This is a genomic window from Rhodococcus sp. ACT016 (genome assembly GCF_050477185.1).
In the GTDB taxonomy this organism is placed as follows: Bacteria; Actinomycetota; Actinomycetes; order Mycobacteriales; family Mycobacteriaceae; genus Prescottella.
Window position 1 is genome coordinate 1 of sequence record NZ_JBEAET010000002.1, and the last position, 17,490, is coordinate 17,490.

A 17,490-nucleotide genomic window follows, 5' to 3' on the forward strand; every position below is an offset into this window, starting at 1 on the left:
GCCGGATCGGCCGTCGGTATCGACGATCTGCCCATCCGGGAGAACCTGCACGGTCAATTCCCGTACGGCGCACCGCAGTTGACGGTGCCGGTGCAGCTCAACACCAATGAGAACCCGCACCCGCCGTCGAAGGCGCTGGTCGACGACGTCGCCGAGGCTGTGCGCGCGGCCGCCGCGGACCTGCACCGCTACCCGGACCGGGACGCGGTCGCGCTGCGCACCGATCTGGCCGAGTACATGGCCCGGCAGACCGGTGTGGCGCTCGACGTGTCCAACCTGTGGGCGGCCAACGGCTCCAACGAGGTGCTGCAACAGTTGCTGCAGGCGTTCGGTGGGCCCGGCCGCAGCGCGATCGGCTTCGTGCCGTCGTACTCGATGCACCCGCTGCTCGTCACCGGCACGCAGACCGAGTGGATCGCGGCCCCGCGGCACGACGACTTCTCGCTCGACACCGCGGCCGCGGTGCGGGTGATCGAGGAGCGTCGACCGGACATCGTCTTCGTCACCAGCCCGAACAACCCCACCGGGCACAGCATCCCGCTCGAGGACCTGAAGCCGATCCTCGCCGCCGCTCCGGGCATCGTGATCGTCGACGAGGCGTATGCCGAGTTCTCGTCGGTGCCCAGCGCGGTCAGCCTGATCGACGAGTTCCCCACCAAGCTGGTGGTGAGCCGGACGATGAGCAAGGCGTTCGCGTTCGCCGGTGGCCGACTCGGCTACCTGGTCGCGGCGCCGGCATTCATCGACGCAATGCTGTTGGTGCGCTTGCCCTATCACCTGTCGGTCGTCACGCAGGCCGCGGCGCGCGCCGCGTTGCGCCACGCGGACGAGACGCTCGGCAGCGTGGCCGAACTGGCGTCCGAGCGAGTTCGGGTGAGCGCCGAGCTGACCGAGATGGGCTACACCGTCGTGCCCAGCGACGCGAACTTCATCCTGTTCGGGCTCTTCGAGGACGCGGCGCGCACGTGGCAGCACTACCTCGACGAGGGAGTGCTGATCCGCGACGTCGGCATCCCGGGCCATCTGCGTGCCACGATCGGCCTGGTCGCCGAGAACGACGAACTGCTGCGCGTCAGCAGGAAACTCGCGTGACACCCGGGTGCGGGCGGCCAGTCAGGGAGGGTGACGAACAGTCACTCTTTCCTACCTGGGTGATAGGCGGAGTTTGTCGATTCCCGCGTCGAGAATCACTGACAGGCAGAGGTTCTCGGTGTCGCGTGCTGAGGCATAGCCGCGCGTTACAGGCGGAGCCACTCATCGGCAATGATCGGCGGTGGGGCAGTCGGTGGCCTCCTGTTCCGGATCCATCCGGAACAGGAGGCCACTACACCGCTACCGCGGCAGTCCCGGATAGAGCGGATACTTCTCCGCGAGTGCCTTTGTACGAACGCGTAGTGCAGGAATGTCCGGGTTCGGTTGAAGGGCGTGGGCGACGATGTCGGCTGCTTCGATGAAATCGGGGGTTTGGAAGCCGCGGGTTGCGAGAGCAGGGGTACCGATCCGAACGCCCGAGGTGACCAGCGGTGGCCGTGGATCGAAGGGAATACTGTTCCGGTTGGTGGTAATACCGACTTCGTGGAGAACTCGCTCTGCGGTGATCCCGTCGATTTCGGAAGAACGAAGGTCTGCAAGGACGAGGTGGACGTCCGTCCCTCCTGTGAGCACGTCGATACCGCTGGCGTGGGCGTCCGGGGCGAGCAGTCGGTCCGCCACGATACGAGCACCTTCCAGGGTTCGGCGCTGTCTGTCGATGAAGGGTTCCGTACCGGCGAGTAGGAACGCGGTGGCCTTTCCTGCAATGACGTGCATGAGTGGGCCGCCCTGCTGGCCCGGGAAGACATTCTGGTTCACGCGCTTGGCGTAGGTGTCGTCGCGGCTGAGGATGAATCCGCCGCGTGGGCCGCCCAGAGTCTTGTGGCTGGTGGACGAGACAATATCGGCGACGGGGACGGGGTTCGGGTGGAGGCCGGCGGCCACCAGTCCCGCGAAGTGGGCCATGTCGACCCACAGGAGGGCGCCGACCTCATCCGCGATCTCGCGAAAGGCTACGAAGTCGAGATGCCTTGGGTAAGCAGACCATCCGGCGATGATGACCTTCGGTCGGTGTGCACGAGCGAGGTCACGCACATGATCCATCTCGATGAGGGACGAGTTTCGATCAAGCCCGTACGTGACGACGTTGTAGAGCTTGCCGGAGAAGTTCAGTGGCATCCCGTGGGTGAGATGCCCGCCGTGATCGAGCCGCAGCCCGAGGATTGTGTCGCCCGGCTGGGCAATAGCGGACAGTACCGCGGCGTTGGCGGTCGCACCCGAGTGGGGTTGAACGTTCGCATAGTCCGCGCCAAAGATCGCCTTTGCGCGTTCGATCGCGAGTTCTTCGGCCACGTCGACTGGCTCGCAGCCGGCGTAATAGCGGCGTCCCGGATATCCCTCGGCGTATTTGTTGGTCAGCACGCTACCCGCCGATTCCAATACCGACACCGGAGCGAAGTTCTCCGAGGCGATCATCTCCAAGTACGAGCGTTCGCGATCGAGTTCGTCGTCGAGAACCGCCCTGATTGCGGGGTCGATCTGAGCCAACGAGGCGCTGAGGTGGTCATTCAAGTCATTCATGTGAGGTCTTCTTCTGTTGTTTGGATAAGCGGTTCACCGTGAAGTGCCGGACAGCATGGAGTGGTAGGCGGGTAGGTCGAGTTGCCCGTGCCCGGAGAGGCCGATGACAATGGTCTTCTCTCAGTTGGTCTTGTCGAGATACGCAAAGGTTGCAGCGAGCGCGTGGGTGGACTCCGGGGCCGGCACAAGTCCTTCGGTGCGGGCCAGGAGAGCTCCGGCATGGAATGCCGCATCCTGATGGATTGCAACGGGTTTGACCAGACCTAGGTTCACGGCATGACTCAGCGCAGGTGCCATGCCGTGATAGCGGAGCCCGCCGGCATGGATCGGGTCCGGTACGAAGTCGTGGCCGAGTGTGTGCATCTTCATCAGCGGAGTCAGCCCGTAATAGTCCCCGTGGTCGTATCGGTACTCGCCCTGGGTCAGCGAGGGACAGGCGGCAGGCTCCGCTGCGATCACCTGTGTCGACGCATCGGTGGTCAGCACCTCCCGCAGAAACGGGAAGGAGAGTCCGGCAAGGTTGGAGCCGCCTCCGGCGCATCCGATCACGACATCGGCGGTAGCTTCCCCATACTCGCTGAGTTGGGCGATAGCCTCCGATCACTGTCTGGTGCAGAGCAACGTGATTGAGCACGCTTCCCAACGCGTACCGCGCCTGAGGCTCGGCGAGCGCTACCTCGACTGCTTCGCTGACCGCCATGCCGAGGCTGCCCGGGGTGTCCGAATCGCTGCTCAAGATCGCTCGGCCCGTTGCAGTCCGTGAGGACGGACTGGGATGCACCTGACCGCCGTACAGTTCCATCAGGTATCGCCGGTAGGGCTTCGACTCGTACGAGGCCCGCACCTGCCACACCTCGACGTCCAATCCGAACATCGCCCCTGCGAACGCGAGAGCGCTGCCCCACTGGCCCGCTCCGGTCTCGGTCGTGAGCTTGGCTACGCCCTCCATATGGTTGTAATACGCCTGCGCTACAGTCGAGTTGGGCTTATGGCTCCCGACAGGGCTTGCGCCTTCATACTTCAAATAGATGCGCGCGCGGGTGTTCAGCGCATGTTCCAGACGTGAGGCACGCAGTAGTGGGGTGGCCCTCCATGACTTATAGATATCGCGGATCGGCTCAGGGATCAGGACGAATCTGTCCTTGCTGAGTTCCTGTGCCGCCAATGCCGTCGGAAAGAGACCCGTGAGGTCGGCGGCGGTAACAGGCTCGCCGGTCGCGGGATCCAGGTGTGGTGGAATCGGTTCGGGCAGGTCGGCTGCGATGTTGTACCAATGCGTCGGCACGGGCGCGGGGCCTGCTCGAGCATGACTACGTCCGGTGGGATTCTCCTGGCCACCCGGACGAAGTAACAGTTCTGCCGAGTCGGGAGTAACGTTATCTACCCTCTTCATATTCGATGGTAACAGGTGGTGAAGAAGTGCGACGGCGCTGGATTGGGTTCGGACGCCTGGACGTGGAGTCGTCGTCCGCCTCCACTGCTGCTACTTCGGCAGTCAGGCAATCCCGCGCCGTCGGGGAATGTATTACTGGACGAAACCGAAAAGGGGATCCTCTGGTTCGATGCGTTGAACCATACAGCGCGAGCGCACCATTCGAGAGAGCAGTGCGTCGAGGCCGCCACGGTAGCCAACCTGGATACCAACTAGTGCTGGACCGGTTTCCCGATTGTTGCGTTTGACGTATTCGAACATAGTGATGTCGTCGTCGGGTCCAAGCATGTCGTCGAGGAAGCGGCGCAGCGCCCCGGGTTGCTGAGGGAAGTCGACGAGAAAATAGTGTTTGAGGCCCTCGTGTATGAGGGAGCGTTCGAGGACCTCGCTGTAGCGGCTGACGTCGTTGTTTCCCCCGGACACGACACAGACAGTGAGCTCTCCGGGTTCTGGCGCGGCCGAATCCCCAAGGCTGGCGGTGGCGAGAGCCCCGGCGGGTTCGGCGATGATCCCGTCGTGCTGATACATGGCCAGCATCTCCGAACAAACACGGCCCTCGTCGACCGTTGTCACTCGTGCAACGTGGTCGCGGATCAGTGGAAAGGTATGTGAACCCGCGGTCTGGACAGCCGCACCGTCGACGAAGGTGTCGACCGATTCGAGCGCAACCGGGTGTCCTGCGCGCAGCGCCGCTGTCATCGACGCAGCCCCTGCCGCCTCTACGCCGATCAACTGTGTCTCGGGAGTGTGTTCAGCTGACCATGCCGCGATCCCTGCCAGTAGCCCGCCTCCGCCGATTGGAACGATGACCCTGTTGGGAACCTCGCCGAGCTGTTCGACGATCTCACGAGCGATGGTTCCTTGTCCTGCGATGGTGGCCGGCGCATCGAACGCGGGCACCAGCATTGCGCCGGTCGTCTCGGCGTGCGCACTCGCCGCCTGATGCGCCCGGTCGTACGTCTCGCCGGTCGCCATGATCTCGACAGCGTCACCTCCGAGGCTCCGGATGCGTTCGCGTTTCTGGCGTGGGGTGGTGCGCGGCACGTAGATTCGGCCGGGCAAGCCGAGATGATTGCACGCCCAGGCGACGCCTTGTGCATGATTGCCTGCGCTGGCGCAGACCACTCCGACACCGCGGACCTCGTCCTGGATCTGCACGATGAAGTTGTAGGCGCCCCGCAGTTTGTACGAACGCACGACCTGCTGGTCTTCCCGCTTCAGCCAGACTTCCGATCCTGTCATATCCGACAGCCGGGCATTTCGCTCGAGTGGAGTACGACGGATGATCCCGTCAAGGCGCGATGCCGCTTCATCAACTGCCGCGGCGACAACTGCATGCACGTGATCATCGCCTTTCACGTAGGGAGTTCGGGGCAGCAGGGATACGCCGCCGTAGTTGGGTGATGATGACGACTCATCCGCGCGCAAGGACGTCGGTCAGCGCTTCGAATGCGGGAACGAGTGCTGCGAGTGCGCGGGCCCGGTGCGATTTCCGGTACCGGTACTCGGTGTCCCACTCGGCGACGGTGAATTGGTAGCCGGGCCTTTGACCGTCAGGGATGAAGATCGAGTCGTAGGGGAATCCGTCGTCACCCGCGGATGTCGCGGCCAACCGGCCCGACCAGTGTTCTTCGGCAACGTATTCGGCGCCACCAGGAGTGACCAGCGCGAGCGCAGAGGTGAATCGCGCCGTCCGGTGCGGGTCGGTGACGTCGGAGAGCTGGTCGAGCAGCAAGTTCCGGTTGGCGGTGAGGTCCTTCCGGTGCCCGGCCCAGAAGGCCGAGAACACGCCGGGGGCGCCTCCGAGTACATCCACGCACAGTCCGGAATCGTCGGCGAGAGCGGGAAGCCCGGAGTGTGCGGCGGCGACGCGTGCCTTGATGAGGGCATTGTCGCGGAAGCTGAGCCCGTCCTCGACCGGTTCGGGGCCGTCGTACGAAGCCGGTGTCCAGCCTGGCAGGACCAATCCGGTGATGTAGTGGTACTCGGCAACTTTGGTTGCGTTGTGCGTCGCAAGAACGAATGCGTTGTGCTCGGTCATCTACGACCTCTCTTGGCCGGCAACAAATTCGGGAACTATCGGATGCACCACCACGGGGCCCGAGCCCGCGGAGGGTTTTCCTGTCGAGGTGGGGGCAGGATTCGAACCTGCATGCGCGGTGTTGCGCACCGCTACCTGGCCATTCGGTCACCCCACCGTGCTGCACCGACTCCTCGGCCGGCGCAGCGTCGACTCACTCGTGTCGGTTGAGTGCATCCTCGATCACGGTGAGCGCGTACTCGAGGAGATCGTCGGTGACGTCGAGGGTGGGCAGGAATCTGATGACGTTGCCATTGCTGCCGGCGGTGATCAGGACGACGCCGCGACGGGCCGCGTGCTCGCTGATCGAGGCGGCGCTACCTGGCAGCGGTTCGGTCGTTCCGGCCCGGGTCAGTTCGAAGGCGATCATCGCACCGTGCCCCCGGATGTCGCCGATGACGGGATGGTGCGCGGCGATTCGCCGTAGCCCACTGGTGAGCGTGCTGCCGATCCGGCGGGCGGCGGCGAACTGCTCCTCACCTTCCAGCAGGTCGAGGACGGCGTGCGCGGCGGCGATCGAGACGGGGTTGCCGCCGAAGGTCCCGCCGAGGCCGCCGGGCGCCGCGGCGTCCATAATCTCTGCTCGTCCGGTGACCCCGGCAAGGGGCAGGCCGGCGGCGATCTGCTTCGCGGTGAGCACGACGTCGGGGACGAAGCCGAAGAGTTCGCTGGCGAACCAGGTTCCGGTCCGGCCAAGACCGCACTGGATTTCGTCGGCTACGAGAACGACGCCGTTTCGGTTGGTCCATTCCTGCAGGGCCGGAAGGTAGCCGTCCGCGGGCACGATAAATCCGCCCTCACCCTGGATGGGTTCGACGACGAGAGCGGCGAGATCGGCGGCGCCCACGCGTTCCTCCAGGTATGTGATCGTCCGGTCGGCGGCCTGCCGACCCGTGAGCCCGTCGCGGAACGGGTAGGAGTTCGGCGCCCGGTGGATGTCGGGTGCGAACGGCCCGAAACCCGTTGCGTACGGGACGGCTCGGTGGTTCATTGCGAGGGTCAGATTGGTGCGGCCGTGGAACCCGTGGTCCAGGGAAGCTACGGCTCCCCGCCCCGTGTACGCCCGCGCGACTTTCACCGCGTTCTCGACCGCTTCGGAACCAGAGTTGACGAACATGGTCTTCTTCGCGTGCGAACCGGGAGTCTTCTCGGCGAGGCGTTCGGCCAGGTGCACGTATCCCTCGTAAGGCGTGATGCCGAACAGGGTGTGGGTGACTCGGTTCAGCTGCGCCGTCGCCGCATCGATGATGCTCTGCTGGTGGTGGCCGATCATGTTGACGCCGGCGCCACAACCCAAGTCCAGAAACCGGTTGCCGTCGACATCGATGAGCCACGGGCCTTCGGCGTGATCGATGTAGATCGGCAGCGCGCTCCCGATTCCGCGGGGCACAGCTGCGGTCTTGCGGCTGTGGAGCGCGCGACTCTTCGGCCCGGGAACCTCGGTGACCAGCGCTGGCCCGGTTGCGGTGGATGCCGTAGTAAGGGTGTCGGTCATGTGGCTTCTTTCTTGTGTCGGTTCGGTTCTGGGGGCCTCACACCGCGCGGGGGTGTGAGTGTTGCCGGTAGTCGGTGAGGAACCGGGCGAACCGTTCCAACGCGTCGGCGAGTACCGGAGTGTGGGGCAGGAAGGCGATGCGCAGGTGGTCGGGGCGCGCCCAGTTGAACGCGCGCCCGTGGACGAGGAGAACATGCTCGGCGTCGAGGAAGTCGAGGACGAGCTGTTCGTCGTCGACGATCTCGTGGACGTCAGGGTCGATGCGAGGGAAGACGTACAGGCCGCCGCCTGGTTCGTGGCAGGTCACGCCGGGGATGTCCTGCAACAGCCGGACGGTCAGTGCGCGCTGTTCGAAGAGGCGTCCTCCTTGCATTCGGAGCGCGGCGATCGTGTCGTCGTGCAGCAGCGCCGCGGTGATCGCGTGCTGCGCGGGAACGGAGGCGCACATGCGCATCGAGGCGAGCAGGCGAAGGCCTGCGAGGTACCCGTCGTCGGGCGTGAACCCGGTAGCGACAACCCAACCGGCGCGGTAGCCGGCGACACGCGATGTCTTGGACAGTCCCGAGAAGGTGATGCACGGCTGTTTGGGCGCAACCTGAGCGGTACTGACGTGGACGTGCCCGGGGTAGACGATCCGGTCGTAGATCTCGTCAGAGAGCAGGAGAAGCCCGTGCCGATCCGCGACAGCGGCGATGGCTTCGAGCGTGCGCCGTGAGTACACCGCGCCTGTGGGGTTGTTGGGGTTGATGACGACGATCGCCCGGGTATGTGGCGTTACCATGCGCCCCAATTCCTCTGTGTCGGGCGCCCATCCGTCGCCTTCGTCGCACGGGTAGTGCCGGGGTACTCCACCGGCGAGCACTGTCGAGGCCGTCCACAAGGGGTAGTCCGGAGACGGGATGAGGACTTCGTCACCGGGCTCGAGGAGGGCCTGCAGGGTGAGGGTTACCAATTCCGATACACCGTTGCCGATCAGGATGTCGTCGATGCCCGCGGCCGGAAACCCTGGCCGGGCAGCGTAGTGGTCCCGGATCGCTTCTCGGGCGGAGCCGAGCCCTTGCGATTCGGAGTAGCCGTGCGCATGCGGAAGCGCGTCCCGGAGCGCGCCGACCACAACCTCTGGCGCTTCGAACCCGAACGGGGCAGGGTTTCCGATGTTCAGGCGCAGGATCTCCTGCCCGCGCCGCTCCAGTTCGGCGGCGCGTTCGTGCACGGGCCCCCGCAGGTCGTAGAGGACGCCGTTCAACCTCGACGACGAGCCCACCCGTATGTGCTTCGCGACTGGTGTCACGTGCATTGTCACAGTCCTGCTCCTGTCGTGCGTGCGGCTGCCGTGGCCTTGGCGAGAGCGTCGGCCAGCGTCTCGGCAGCGTCCGTGTCGAGTTCGTGGACCGTCAGTCGAATACGTTCGGCGCCCGACTCGGTGCCCAGGGCGAAGCTGTCACCCGTGCGGGCGATCCAGCCGTGACGCATCAGCTGCCCGGCGACGGCATGCGCGTCGGAGCCGGTATCCACCCAGATGTTGACGCCGTCGCCGCTGGTGGCGGTGATTCCGCGATCTTGCAGAAGCTCGACGAACTGTGTGTTTTGCCGGTGATAGTGCAGGGCGGCGGCGTGAATTCGGTCCTGTGTCGTCCTGTCGGTGAGGAGCGCGTGTACGGTGCGCTGGAGGAGGTGGCTGACCCACGTCGTTCCGCCACTGATCTGTGTCGCGAACCGTTCCGCGGTGCCCGGGTCGCTCGCTACGACCGCGACGCGCAGGTCGGGGCCGAGGAACTTCGACACCGACCGCACCAGTGCCCACCGCTGATGGGAGCGCGAGATGATGCTGTGGTAGCGGGCCTGGGAGAGGAGGGAGAAGTGGTCGTCCTCGATGACCAGCACGTGCGGATGGTTGGCGAGCGCGTCCTGTAGTTCTGCGGCCCGCGACGGCGTGAGGCTCAGTCCGGTGGGGTTATGGGCGCGAGGAGTGCACACGACGGCGCGGGCGCCGGCCTCCAGGGCGGAACGCAATCCGTCGGCTGTCATCCCCTCGTCGTCGACCGGGACGGGGACAGGTCGGTAGCCTGCGCGCCGGACGGCGTTGATGCTGGTGAGGAAGCAGGGGTCTTCCAGGGCGACCGCGTCACCATGGCTGAGCGCCTGGGAGAGCAGCTTCTCGATCGCATCGACAGCGCCGCTGGTGACCGTCAGACGGAATTCGCGCGGCTGATCGGCGGCGAACTGCGATGTTGCCCATTCCCCCAGTCCCGGGTCGATTGTCGACTCGCCGTACAACACCGGTGGGGACGGTGGCAGTTGCACTGTCGTGGGGTCGGGTAGAAGATCCCGGTCCGGGTTCCCGTGGCTGACATCACGGAGGACGGTGTCCGGGGCAAAACCTTCCTCGACGAATCTCGGGGCCGGGGCGATCGACGTGCCCGCACCTCGATTGGTTATCGCGACGCCCGCGAGGGCTAGTTGACGATAGGCGGCGACCACGGTGTTGCGATTCACGCCGAGCGACTTCGCCAGCTCGCGGACCGGGGGCAGCCCGTCTCCGGCGTGCAGCGAGCCGGTGTCCACTAGCAGGCGCACACTGCCGGCGATGTCGGCTGCCGTTTTGCCCTCGATTCGCGTCACTTCGAATGTCCTTCCGTCACACCGCTCGTCGACTTAGACTAGACCATGTATTATTTGGCCTATGCCAAGTGTATCCGATGCATCGAGTCGTCCGGAGTACCCGCCGGCCAGCAACCATCGACGACTTTGCGCGCAACATTGCTTCGGTGCGGGCCCGTATCGCCGCGTCCGCCGAACGATCGGGTCGCGACGCGTCCGAGATCCGGTTACTACCGGTGAGTAAGACCGTCGCCGAGGACAGAGTCCGCCTGGCGGTGCAGGCGGGATGCCGCGAACTCGGTGAGAACAAGGTGCAAGAAGCCAAACGCAAGCATGCGAACCTCGCCGATCTTGAAGTTCGATGGTCGGTCATCGGACATCTGCAGACCAACAAGGCGCGGGATGTCGCCGCCTTCGCAGCTGAATTTCAAGCCTTGGACAGCCTGCGCGTCGCCGAGGTACTCGATCGCCGCCTTCAGGCATTGGGTCGGTCCCTCGATGTCTACGTGCAGGTCAATACCTCGGCCGAAGAGTCCAAGTACGGGCTGGAACCGGCCGACGTGCCGGGCTTCCTCGCCGCACTGCCGCGGTACACGGCGCTCAGGGTTCGAGGATTCATGACACTGGCCCTGTTCACTGCCCACACGCCCCGGGTCCGCGAGTGCTTTCGGCTACTGCGCACCGTCCGCGACCACGCCCGTGACACCGATCCCGACCTCATCGGTCCGGGAGAGCTGTCGATGGGCATGTCCGGCGACTACGAGGTTGCCATCGAGGAAGGCGCGGACTGCGTTCGCGTGGGCCAGGCCATCTTCGGCGCACGAACCACCGCGAATGACCTCTACTGGCCCACGCCCACGAAAGAATGATCGTGAGTACTGATCAGGCGACCCACGTCGGCGCCGGCAGTGCGGACGCCCGGCACCTCGAACTCGATCCGCGTCCCGCGGAGGTCTTGGCCATCGGCTCGCAACTGGCCTACGGCTCGGTCGGCCTAAACGCGGCCCTACCCGTGTACGAGGCCTCCGGTCTGCGATGTGCCGCGGTGCCCACCACCATCCTGAGCGTCCTGCCCCACTACCCGTCCATGCACAGGGCGGACCTGCCCGCGGACTGGTTGTGGGAGGTCCTGCACGACTTGGACCGCAGTGGAGCACTCGACCAGCTGCGCGCCATCAGCGTCGGCTATCTCGCCTTGCGGGAACACGCCGCAGTTGTTGCCGAATGGTGCAGTTCGCGCACCGGATCGGCGGTCGACGCTCCGTTCGTGCTCGACCCGACCCTTGGCGACGTCGGAGTCGGCTTCTACAACGATCCGAACGTGGCTCCAGCGCTCCGACGATGGCTGCTGCCGATGGCCACAGGGCTCACACTGAATCTCTTCGAACTCGCGCTCCTCACCGATCGCCCGCTCTCCTCGTTGACACGACTCAAGGACGTAACGGCCGCAGCGCAATGCCTGATGACGCACAAGACGCAATGGATCGTCGTGACGGGGCTGCGCAGCACGACCTTGAGCGTCGGCGGTTCCAGCCTCGGCCGGATCGGTGAGCTCGTTCTCACTCACGACACCGTGCAAATCCTCTCGCGCACTGTCGCTCCCGCTACTCCGGCGGGGGTCGGTGACACCTTCACCGCGTCATTGATCTCACGACTGCTCGCGGGTGACGATCTTCTACCGGCCGTCGACGCCGCCGCCGGACACACAGCACTCCAGATCTGCCGGAAGGAACGTTTCACATGACCACGCGACTCGTCGACCTGGGTCCAGATGACGTGCTTTGGGGGAGTGCCTTACCTATCCTGCAGGAGCTGCGCCCCCATCTCACCAGGGAACTCTTGGCACAGATCCTCCGTGAGGGTGCCCCGCAGGGCCTGCGATTCACCGCTGTCGTCGAGAACGGACGCTGCGTCGCGGTGGCGGGCTGGCGAATCATCTTCGGAACGTCCGCAATTCGCAAACTTCACGTTGACGATCTTTCCACGACGGCGAACGCACGCTCCCGAGGACACGGGGCCACTCTGTTGAGGTCTCTCGCGCAACGTGCCCGCGACCTCGGATGTCAGATTCTCGACCTGGACTCCGGGGTCCAACGGCACGATGCCCACCGCTTCTATCTCCGCGAACGCATGGACATCAGAGCTCACCACTTCACGCTCGAATTGACCTAGGATCATGACGCCCCCACCCTCCACCCGACCCACCCGTCCCCAATTCTCTTCCGGTCCAACGGTGAAGCGTCCCGGATGGAGCCTCGAGCAGCTCGCCGGCGCGCCGCTGGGACGGTCGCACCGTGCCGAGGCGGGTAAGGACCGGCTGAAACTCGCCATCGAGCTGACCCGTGACGTGCTGTGCGTCCCCGCCGGTCATCGCATCGGTATCGTGCCCGCCTCCGACACTGGCGCCGTCGAGATGGCACTCTGGTCGTTGCTCGGTCCTCGGCCCGTCGACGTCCTGACGTGGGAAAGCTTCGGCCACGGCTGGGGCACCGACATCGTCGACCAACTGGGCCTGGACGCTCGTATCATCACTGCTCCCTACGGAGAGCTTCCCGATCTCACCCGAGTCGACCCCAGCGACCGCGATGTGGTCTTCACCTGGAACGGCACCACCTCCGGTGTGCGAGTTCCCAACGCCGACTGGATTCCACTGGACCGCAAGGGATTGACGATCTGTGATGCGACCTCGGCCGCCTTCGCTCAACCCCTCGACTTCGAGAAGCTCGATGTGGTCACCTTCTCCTGGCAGAAGGCTCTTGGCGGCGAGGGCGCCCACGGAATGCTGATCCTGTCACCACGCGCGGTCGACAGGCTTGAGAACTACACACCGAGATGGCCACTCCCGAAACTGTTCCGACTCACCAACAACGGCAGAATCAACGAAGGCATCTTCCAAGGCGAGACCATCAACACCCCCTCGATGCTCTGCGTCGAGGACTACATCGACGCGCTACATTGGGCCGAGGTCAACGGTGGATTGACAGGACTCGTCGCCCGTGCTGACGCCAACGCCGAAGTTCTGACCGACTGGGTAGACAGCCGGGGCTGGGTCACGCATCTCGCCGTCAGGCCAGAAACCCGCTCCAACACCAGTGAGTGCCTGTCGATCGTTGACCCCGAAGTGACCGCAGGAGGTAGTGAGGCCGTCGCCGCATGCGCCAGGGGTATCGTCGCCCTGCTCGAAGCGCAGGGGGCAGCCTACGACATCGGCTCCCATCGTGACGCACCTCCGGGACTGCGCATCTGGTGCGGCGCAACCGTGGAAGCTCACGATCTCGTTGTGCTGACCGACTGGCTGGACTGGGCGTTCACTGAAGCCAAGTCTCAGTCCATAGATGGCGTGAAATACGTTGAACTTCAGCTACAGTGCCGACCGCTACCGCCCTCGAGTCAGGGTTGAAGCATGGTGGATGAGCAGTGAACATCGGCGGCAAGCGAACTTGGACGAATCATTCAGGACGACGAGCCTCTCGCCCGTGGGCCGGAGGACCAGATCCGGGCCGAGTACAAGCTCGATCACCACATCGAGATGGGTGCCCAGGTCAAGGGTGCCGAGACCGAGACGGTGCTGGGTGGCCTGTTCGCATCGAATCTCGACGACTCCGGCGCCTGCAACGCCACCTCGTCCCCCCGCCGGGCACGATTGGTCGCCTCAACGGGGCGCATCTGCCCGAATGGATCGAGCGGCTCGACGACGAGGCCGAGAATGTCGGCAGACTGCTGCTGCCGTTGCACGAGACCGCCGAGGCGTTCTCCAACTCCACGAGCGGGCGGAGCGAGAATCAGCGAGCTGGCGGGCCCGCCGGGGCGAGCCTGAAATTAGAAAAGATTCCGCCGTGGGAAGAACTCTGTCGCGCGTTGGTATCGATGTGTTCGCGCCAGCAGAAGACTCCGCCACCGCATGCGCCGATCTGGCCTCGGTACAGCAGTTTTCGCATCGAGATGGCGGGTTCATCCATGAAGTACCGCGAAGTAGCATTCGCCACGCTGCCTGAGGCGGCGGCAGGTAACCACCCTTGGCTGCATCGCACTCAATACCAGTCGGAAGGGCACACCATGAGGTTGTTCAGGAAGGAAGCGGTACCGGGCATTGAGAGCGGTCTCGCCGCGCTCTCGCAGGAACGAATCAAGGCCGCGCTGGAGCGGGCGGGGTGGTCGTACAGTGTCGACGCCAACGGTGCCATCGGCGTCACTTGGGTGTATGGATCGTTTCACTTCTTAGTCAACGGCGGCAGCGGAGAGTTATTGTGCGTGTGTGGCTTCTGGCACGGCAAGATCGAAGAATCCGACTACCTCCGGGCTCTCAAGGTCTGCAACACGTGGAACTTCGAGAAGCTGTGGCCGAAGGCCTACGTCGAGCGCGACGACGAGGGCATATTGCGTCTTCACGCCGAACTCAATGTCGACTACGAGCACGGTTTGAGCGACGACCAACTCCTGCAGCATCTCGCCTGCGCCATCGACACGGGCATGACGTTCTTCGAGCATGTGAACAAGAGATTCCCGGAGGTGTGGGAAAGGGCTCGGCCTAGACAGTAGCGGACTGGAGACACAGCGGTCGCCACTCGGCAGGGAAGGCCTCGCTTGATTCACTTTCCCGCGAACGGACCAGTGCGTGACCGCCGTGTTCAACGAGCGGATTCGTGTATTTCGACAGATTCCCTGTGCCGTGCGAGAGGTTGGTGCCGTGCTGGTGGGCTCGGCAGATCGTCGAAGTCACTGATACCGGGCCCGCACCGCGGGCGTGACATGCCAGCGAAATTCGTTCCGTGGCAGACAATCTGGAAGCGCAATGCCGGTACGGTCCTGGGAGGCGATCCTGGCCGCACTCCTGGCCCATGCCGATGCGGACGGCCTCGTCGGCTTTGCAGTATCGGTGTCTACGTCGGGTCGTCGAAGGCATCTTCTCGTCATCGCCATTGGCCGCGATCTGGACCGGGCCGCCATTGAGGTCGCGGCCGGTGGTGGGTGCTGTCGATCGCGCGCTCGCGCGGTGCAGGTCGACGGCACCGGTCGAGCGGCACGACAACCGCCATACTCCAACCGACACTGTGCTGAATCACGGCCATTTTCCTGACGCAAGGCAAGCCCCAGCGGCCCTGAAGTTGGCACGATGACCGGACTAGGCCTCGACGGAGCCGGCTGGCGGACAAACGTGTCGGGATCATCGGAACCGGCGCCACTGCCGTGCAGTGTGTTCCGCCTATGGCGGCGCACGCGCAGCATCTGTACGTGTTCCAGCGGACGCCATCGCTGATCGGCGAGCACGGCAGCAGCCCCACAGACCCGGGATGGTGGGATCAGCTACCGGGCGGTTGGCCGGTCGAACGGATGATGAACTTCACCCGGATGGTGTCCGGACACACCGACGGCGATGACATGGTCGATGACGGGTGGACTCGCGTCATGCGCAAGGTCGGGAGCTTCTTCAAGAAGGAGATCCATACTGCAAGTCCGGAAGAGATGCCCGATCTACTCGAAGTAGCGGACTTCCATCATATGGAGGACCTGCGCCGACGCGTCGACCAGCTCGTTCACGACATCGGCACCGCGAAAATGCTCAAGCTCTACTACGGATCCTTATGCAAACGGCCCTGCTTCAGCGACGACTACCTCCCTGCCTTCAACCTGCCCAACGTGTCCCTCGTCGACGTCAGCGCCCACAATGCCATCACAACAATCTCCGATCGCGGGATCGTCACCGCGAGTGCGGAATACGACCTCGACTGAATCGTCTTCGCCACTGGATTCCACATCGGCACAACCATCGTCGAGCGCAGCGGATTCGACATCACCGGGCGCGACGGTGTCGCGTTGTCGAGCAAGTGGCAGGCAGGTCCGAAGACGTCGCACGGGCTCATGCCCACATCCGGTATGACCACCGTGTAACCCAGCGCCAACAGCGGCCCGAACAGGGCCGCTTCGCTGGATGCGAGCGTGCCCCTGATCCCGAAGTTGCGGCCACGGGGGCCCACCCACCGATCGGGCTGTTGCCGGCGATCGCACGCGATGGGCCGTCGTCTGGAGTCAGCGAGTCGTAAAAGGACTGGTACGAAACGACTTTCTCTGGTTGGGCCTTCGGTGGCCGCAGGATCGAGGTCACGTTCGCAGACGCTCGACCGAGCGCGTCTGCCGAGCGGTAGAGGACCTGAATCGCCTGTAGCGGTGTAGGGACGTTCACCATGGCATCCGGGCTCAATTCTCCCTTCGCCACCTCACGCGAAGCGTCTTTCGCGCAGTCGGAGACCAATCGAGCTGGAAGCGCCCGTGCCGCTGCTCATGCGCGGCGATTGCCACGTACGAGCAGCGACGACAGGCGCGACACACGTAGCAACCGCCTCGGTGACCCCGGGGCGCCGACGGGGCGGTATCGGGGTCGAAGCATGTTCGTGCGACAGCGCTTACACGTCGTGTGGAAGCTTGAACGGCGCGGTCAGTCCACCGTCGACCGGCAGAACGACTCCCGTGACGTATCGGGCTTCGTCGGAGGCGAGCCAGAGCACTGCACTGCTGATGTCCTCGGATTCAACCCACGGGATCGGAAGGGCGTGCATCGACTTCATTGCCGAACTCGCCTGTTCAGCGGTAGCTCCGGCGACCCCACCGGTGAACAGCTCGTAGACCGCCGGGTTCTGGATCATGGGGGTGTTGACGTGGCTCGGGCAGATGACGTTCACGCGAATGCTCTTCGGAGCCAGCTCCACGGCAAGAACCTTCATCAGGCCGATGAGCCCGTGCTTCGCCGCCGAGTAGTGCGCCAGGTTCGGGAAGGCGATCATCCCTGCGACGGAGCTGGTCAGGATGATTGAGCCGCCCCGTCCGGCTTTGTCCATTGACGGTGCCACCGCGCGCACGGTCTTCCATGCGCCGGTGAGGTTGATGTCGATCATCTCCTGCCAGTTGGCCTCCGACAATTCGATGGCCGGTCCGTAGCCGGCAATGCCCGCGTTGACGGCGAGGATATCGATGCTGCCGAAGGCTGCCAGGCCGTTCTCGACGGCCTTCTCGATCTGCCGGCTCTGCCGCACGTCGGCCTCGGCGGTGATGATCCGTCCGCCTGCTGCCTCGACGAGTTCTGCTGTGCGGCTGAGGTCCTCGGTGGTCGATCCGGTGTAGGGGGCGGTGTCGAGGTCGCGACAGATGTCGAGGGCGATGATGTTCGCGCCCGCTTCCGCCAGCCGGACCGCGTGCGCGCGACCCTGGCCGCGCGCCGCTCCCGTGATGAATGCAGTCTTTCCTGCGAGTAGCGTCATGGGTTCTGTCCTGTCC

The 17,490-nt window shown here is 64.6% G+C and carries 14 protein-coding genes, 1 tRNA gene and 1 pseudogene; 7 read left to right on the top strand and 9 right to left on the bottom strand.

Going from position 1 to position 17,490, the window contains the following annotated elements:
* Positions 1-1,092 (top strand): histidinol-phosphate transaminase (locus tag ACQ5DX_RS26875; RefSeq protein ID WP_430335823.1); only part of this gene is annotated, 1,092 nt, incomplete at its 5' end.
* A gap of 240 nt (positions 1,093-1,332) precedes the next feature.
* On the opposite strand, the gene glyA is transcribed toward ACQ5DX_RS26875, so the two are convergent.
* The 8 genes and pseudogenes from glyA to ACQ5DX_RS26915 form a co-directional block, all read right to left on the bottom strand.
* Positions 1,333-2,613, bottom strand: coding sequence for a serine hydroxymethyltransferase (gene glyA / locus ACQ5DX_RS26880; protein WP_430335824.1), 1,281 nt, complete (start codon positions 2,611-2,613; stop codon positions 1,333-1,335).
* 33 nt (positions 2,614-2,646) lie between these two features.
* Positions 2,647-3,967, bottom strand: a pseudogene (locus ACQ5DX_RS26885) (TrpB-like pyridoxal phosphate-dependent enzyme).
* A gap of 171 nt (positions 3,968-4,138) precedes the next feature.
* Entirely contained in the window at positions 4,139-5,386 is a 1,248-nt protein-coding gene (ilvA, locus tag ACQ5DX_RS26890; RefSeq protein ID WP_430335825.1) for a threonine ammonia-lyase IlvA, read from the bottom strand.
* A 73-nt stretch (positions 5,387-5,459) separates the two neighbouring features.
* Complete coding sequence (locus tag ACQ5DX_RS26895) at positions 5,460-6,086, bottom strand: non-canonical purine NTP pyrophosphatase (protein ID WP_430335826.1); 627 nt, start codon at positions 6,084-6,086, stop codon at positions 5,460-5,462.
* An 86-nt stretch (positions 6,087-6,172) separates the two neighbouring features.
* Positions 6,173-6,243, bottom strand: a tRNA-Cys gene (locus tag ACQ5DX_RS26900).
* Positions 6,244-6,279: 36 nt separating this feature from the next.
* Entirely contained in the window at positions 6,280-7,620 is a 1,341-nt protein-coding gene (locus ACQ5DX_RS26905; protein WP_430335827.1) for an aminotransferase class III-fold pyridoxal phosphate-dependent enzyme, read from the bottom strand.
* Between the two features lie 37 nt (positions 7,621-7,657).
* Positions 7,658-8,917, bottom strand: coding sequence for a pyridoxal phosphate-dependent aminotransferase (locus ACQ5DX_RS26910; RefSeq protein ID WP_430335828.1), 1,260 nt, complete (start codon positions 8,915-8,917; stop codon positions 7,658-7,660).
* A 2-nt stretch (positions 8,918-8,919) separates the two neighbouring features.
* Entirely contained in the window at positions 8,920-10,242 is a 1,323-nt protein-coding gene (locus ACQ5DX_RS26915) for an aminotransferase class I/II-fold pyridoxal phosphate-dependent enzyme (RefSeq protein ID WP_430335829.1), read from the bottom strand.
* A 77-nt stretch (positions 10,243-10,319) separates the two neighbouring features.
* On the opposite strand from ACQ5DX_RS26915, the gene ACQ5DX_RS26920 reads away from it, so the two are divergent.
* From ACQ5DX_RS26920 to ACQ5DX_RS26945, 6 genes are all read left to right on the top strand, one after another.
* The gene (locus ACQ5DX_RS26920) at positions 10,320-11,090 is read left to right on the top strand and encodes a YggS family pyridoxal phosphate-dependent enzyme (protein WP_430336314.1); all 771 of its coding nucleotides are present in this window, start codon (positions 10,320-10,322) and stop codon (positions 11,088-11,090) included.
* Positions 11,091-11,092: 2 nt separating this feature from the next.
* A complete protein-coding gene (locus ACQ5DX_RS26925) occupies positions 11,093-11,965 on the top strand; it encodes a PfkB family carbohydrate kinase (RefSeq protein WP_430335830.1) in 873 nt (290 codons plus the stop codon).
* Entirely contained in the window at positions 11,962-12,393 is a 432-nt protein-coding gene (locus tag ACQ5DX_RS26930; RefSeq protein WP_430335831.1) for a GNAT family N-acetyltransferase, read from the top strand. The genes ACQ5DX_RS26925 and ACQ5DX_RS26930 overlap by 4 nt, the downstream gene beginning before the upstream one ends.
* A 4-nt stretch (positions 12,394-12,397) precedes the next feature.
* Entirely contained in the window at positions 12,398-13,621 is a 1,224-nt protein-coding gene (locus tag ACQ5DX_RS26935) for a phosphoserine transaminase (protein WP_430335832.1), read from the top strand.
* Between the two features lie 329 nt (positions 13,622-13,950).
* Positions 13,951-14,760 carry a YbjN domain-containing protein gene (locus ACQ5DX_RS26940; RefSeq protein ID WP_430335833.1) on the top strand — a complete coding sequence of 270 codons (810 nt, stop codon included), beginning with the start codon at positions 13,951-13,953 and terminating at the stop codon, positions 14,758-14,760.
* A gap of 666 nt (positions 14,761-15,426) precedes the next feature.
* Entirely contained in the window at positions 15,427-15,951 is a 525-nt protein-coding gene (locus ACQ5DX_RS26945) for a hypothetical protein (protein ID WP_430335834.1), read from the top strand.
* A 671-nt stretch (positions 15,952-16,622) separates the two neighbouring features.
* Here ACQ5DX_RS26945 and ACQ5DX_RS26950 read toward each other — a convergent pair.
* Positions 16,623-17,474: a mycofactocin-coupled SDR family oxidoreductase gene (locus ACQ5DX_RS26950; protein ID WP_430335835.1), complete on the bottom strand. Its 852-nt coding sequence runs from the start codon at positions 17,472-17,474 to the stop codon at positions 16,623-16,625.
* Between the last annotated feature and the right edge of the window lie 16 nt (positions 17,475-17,490).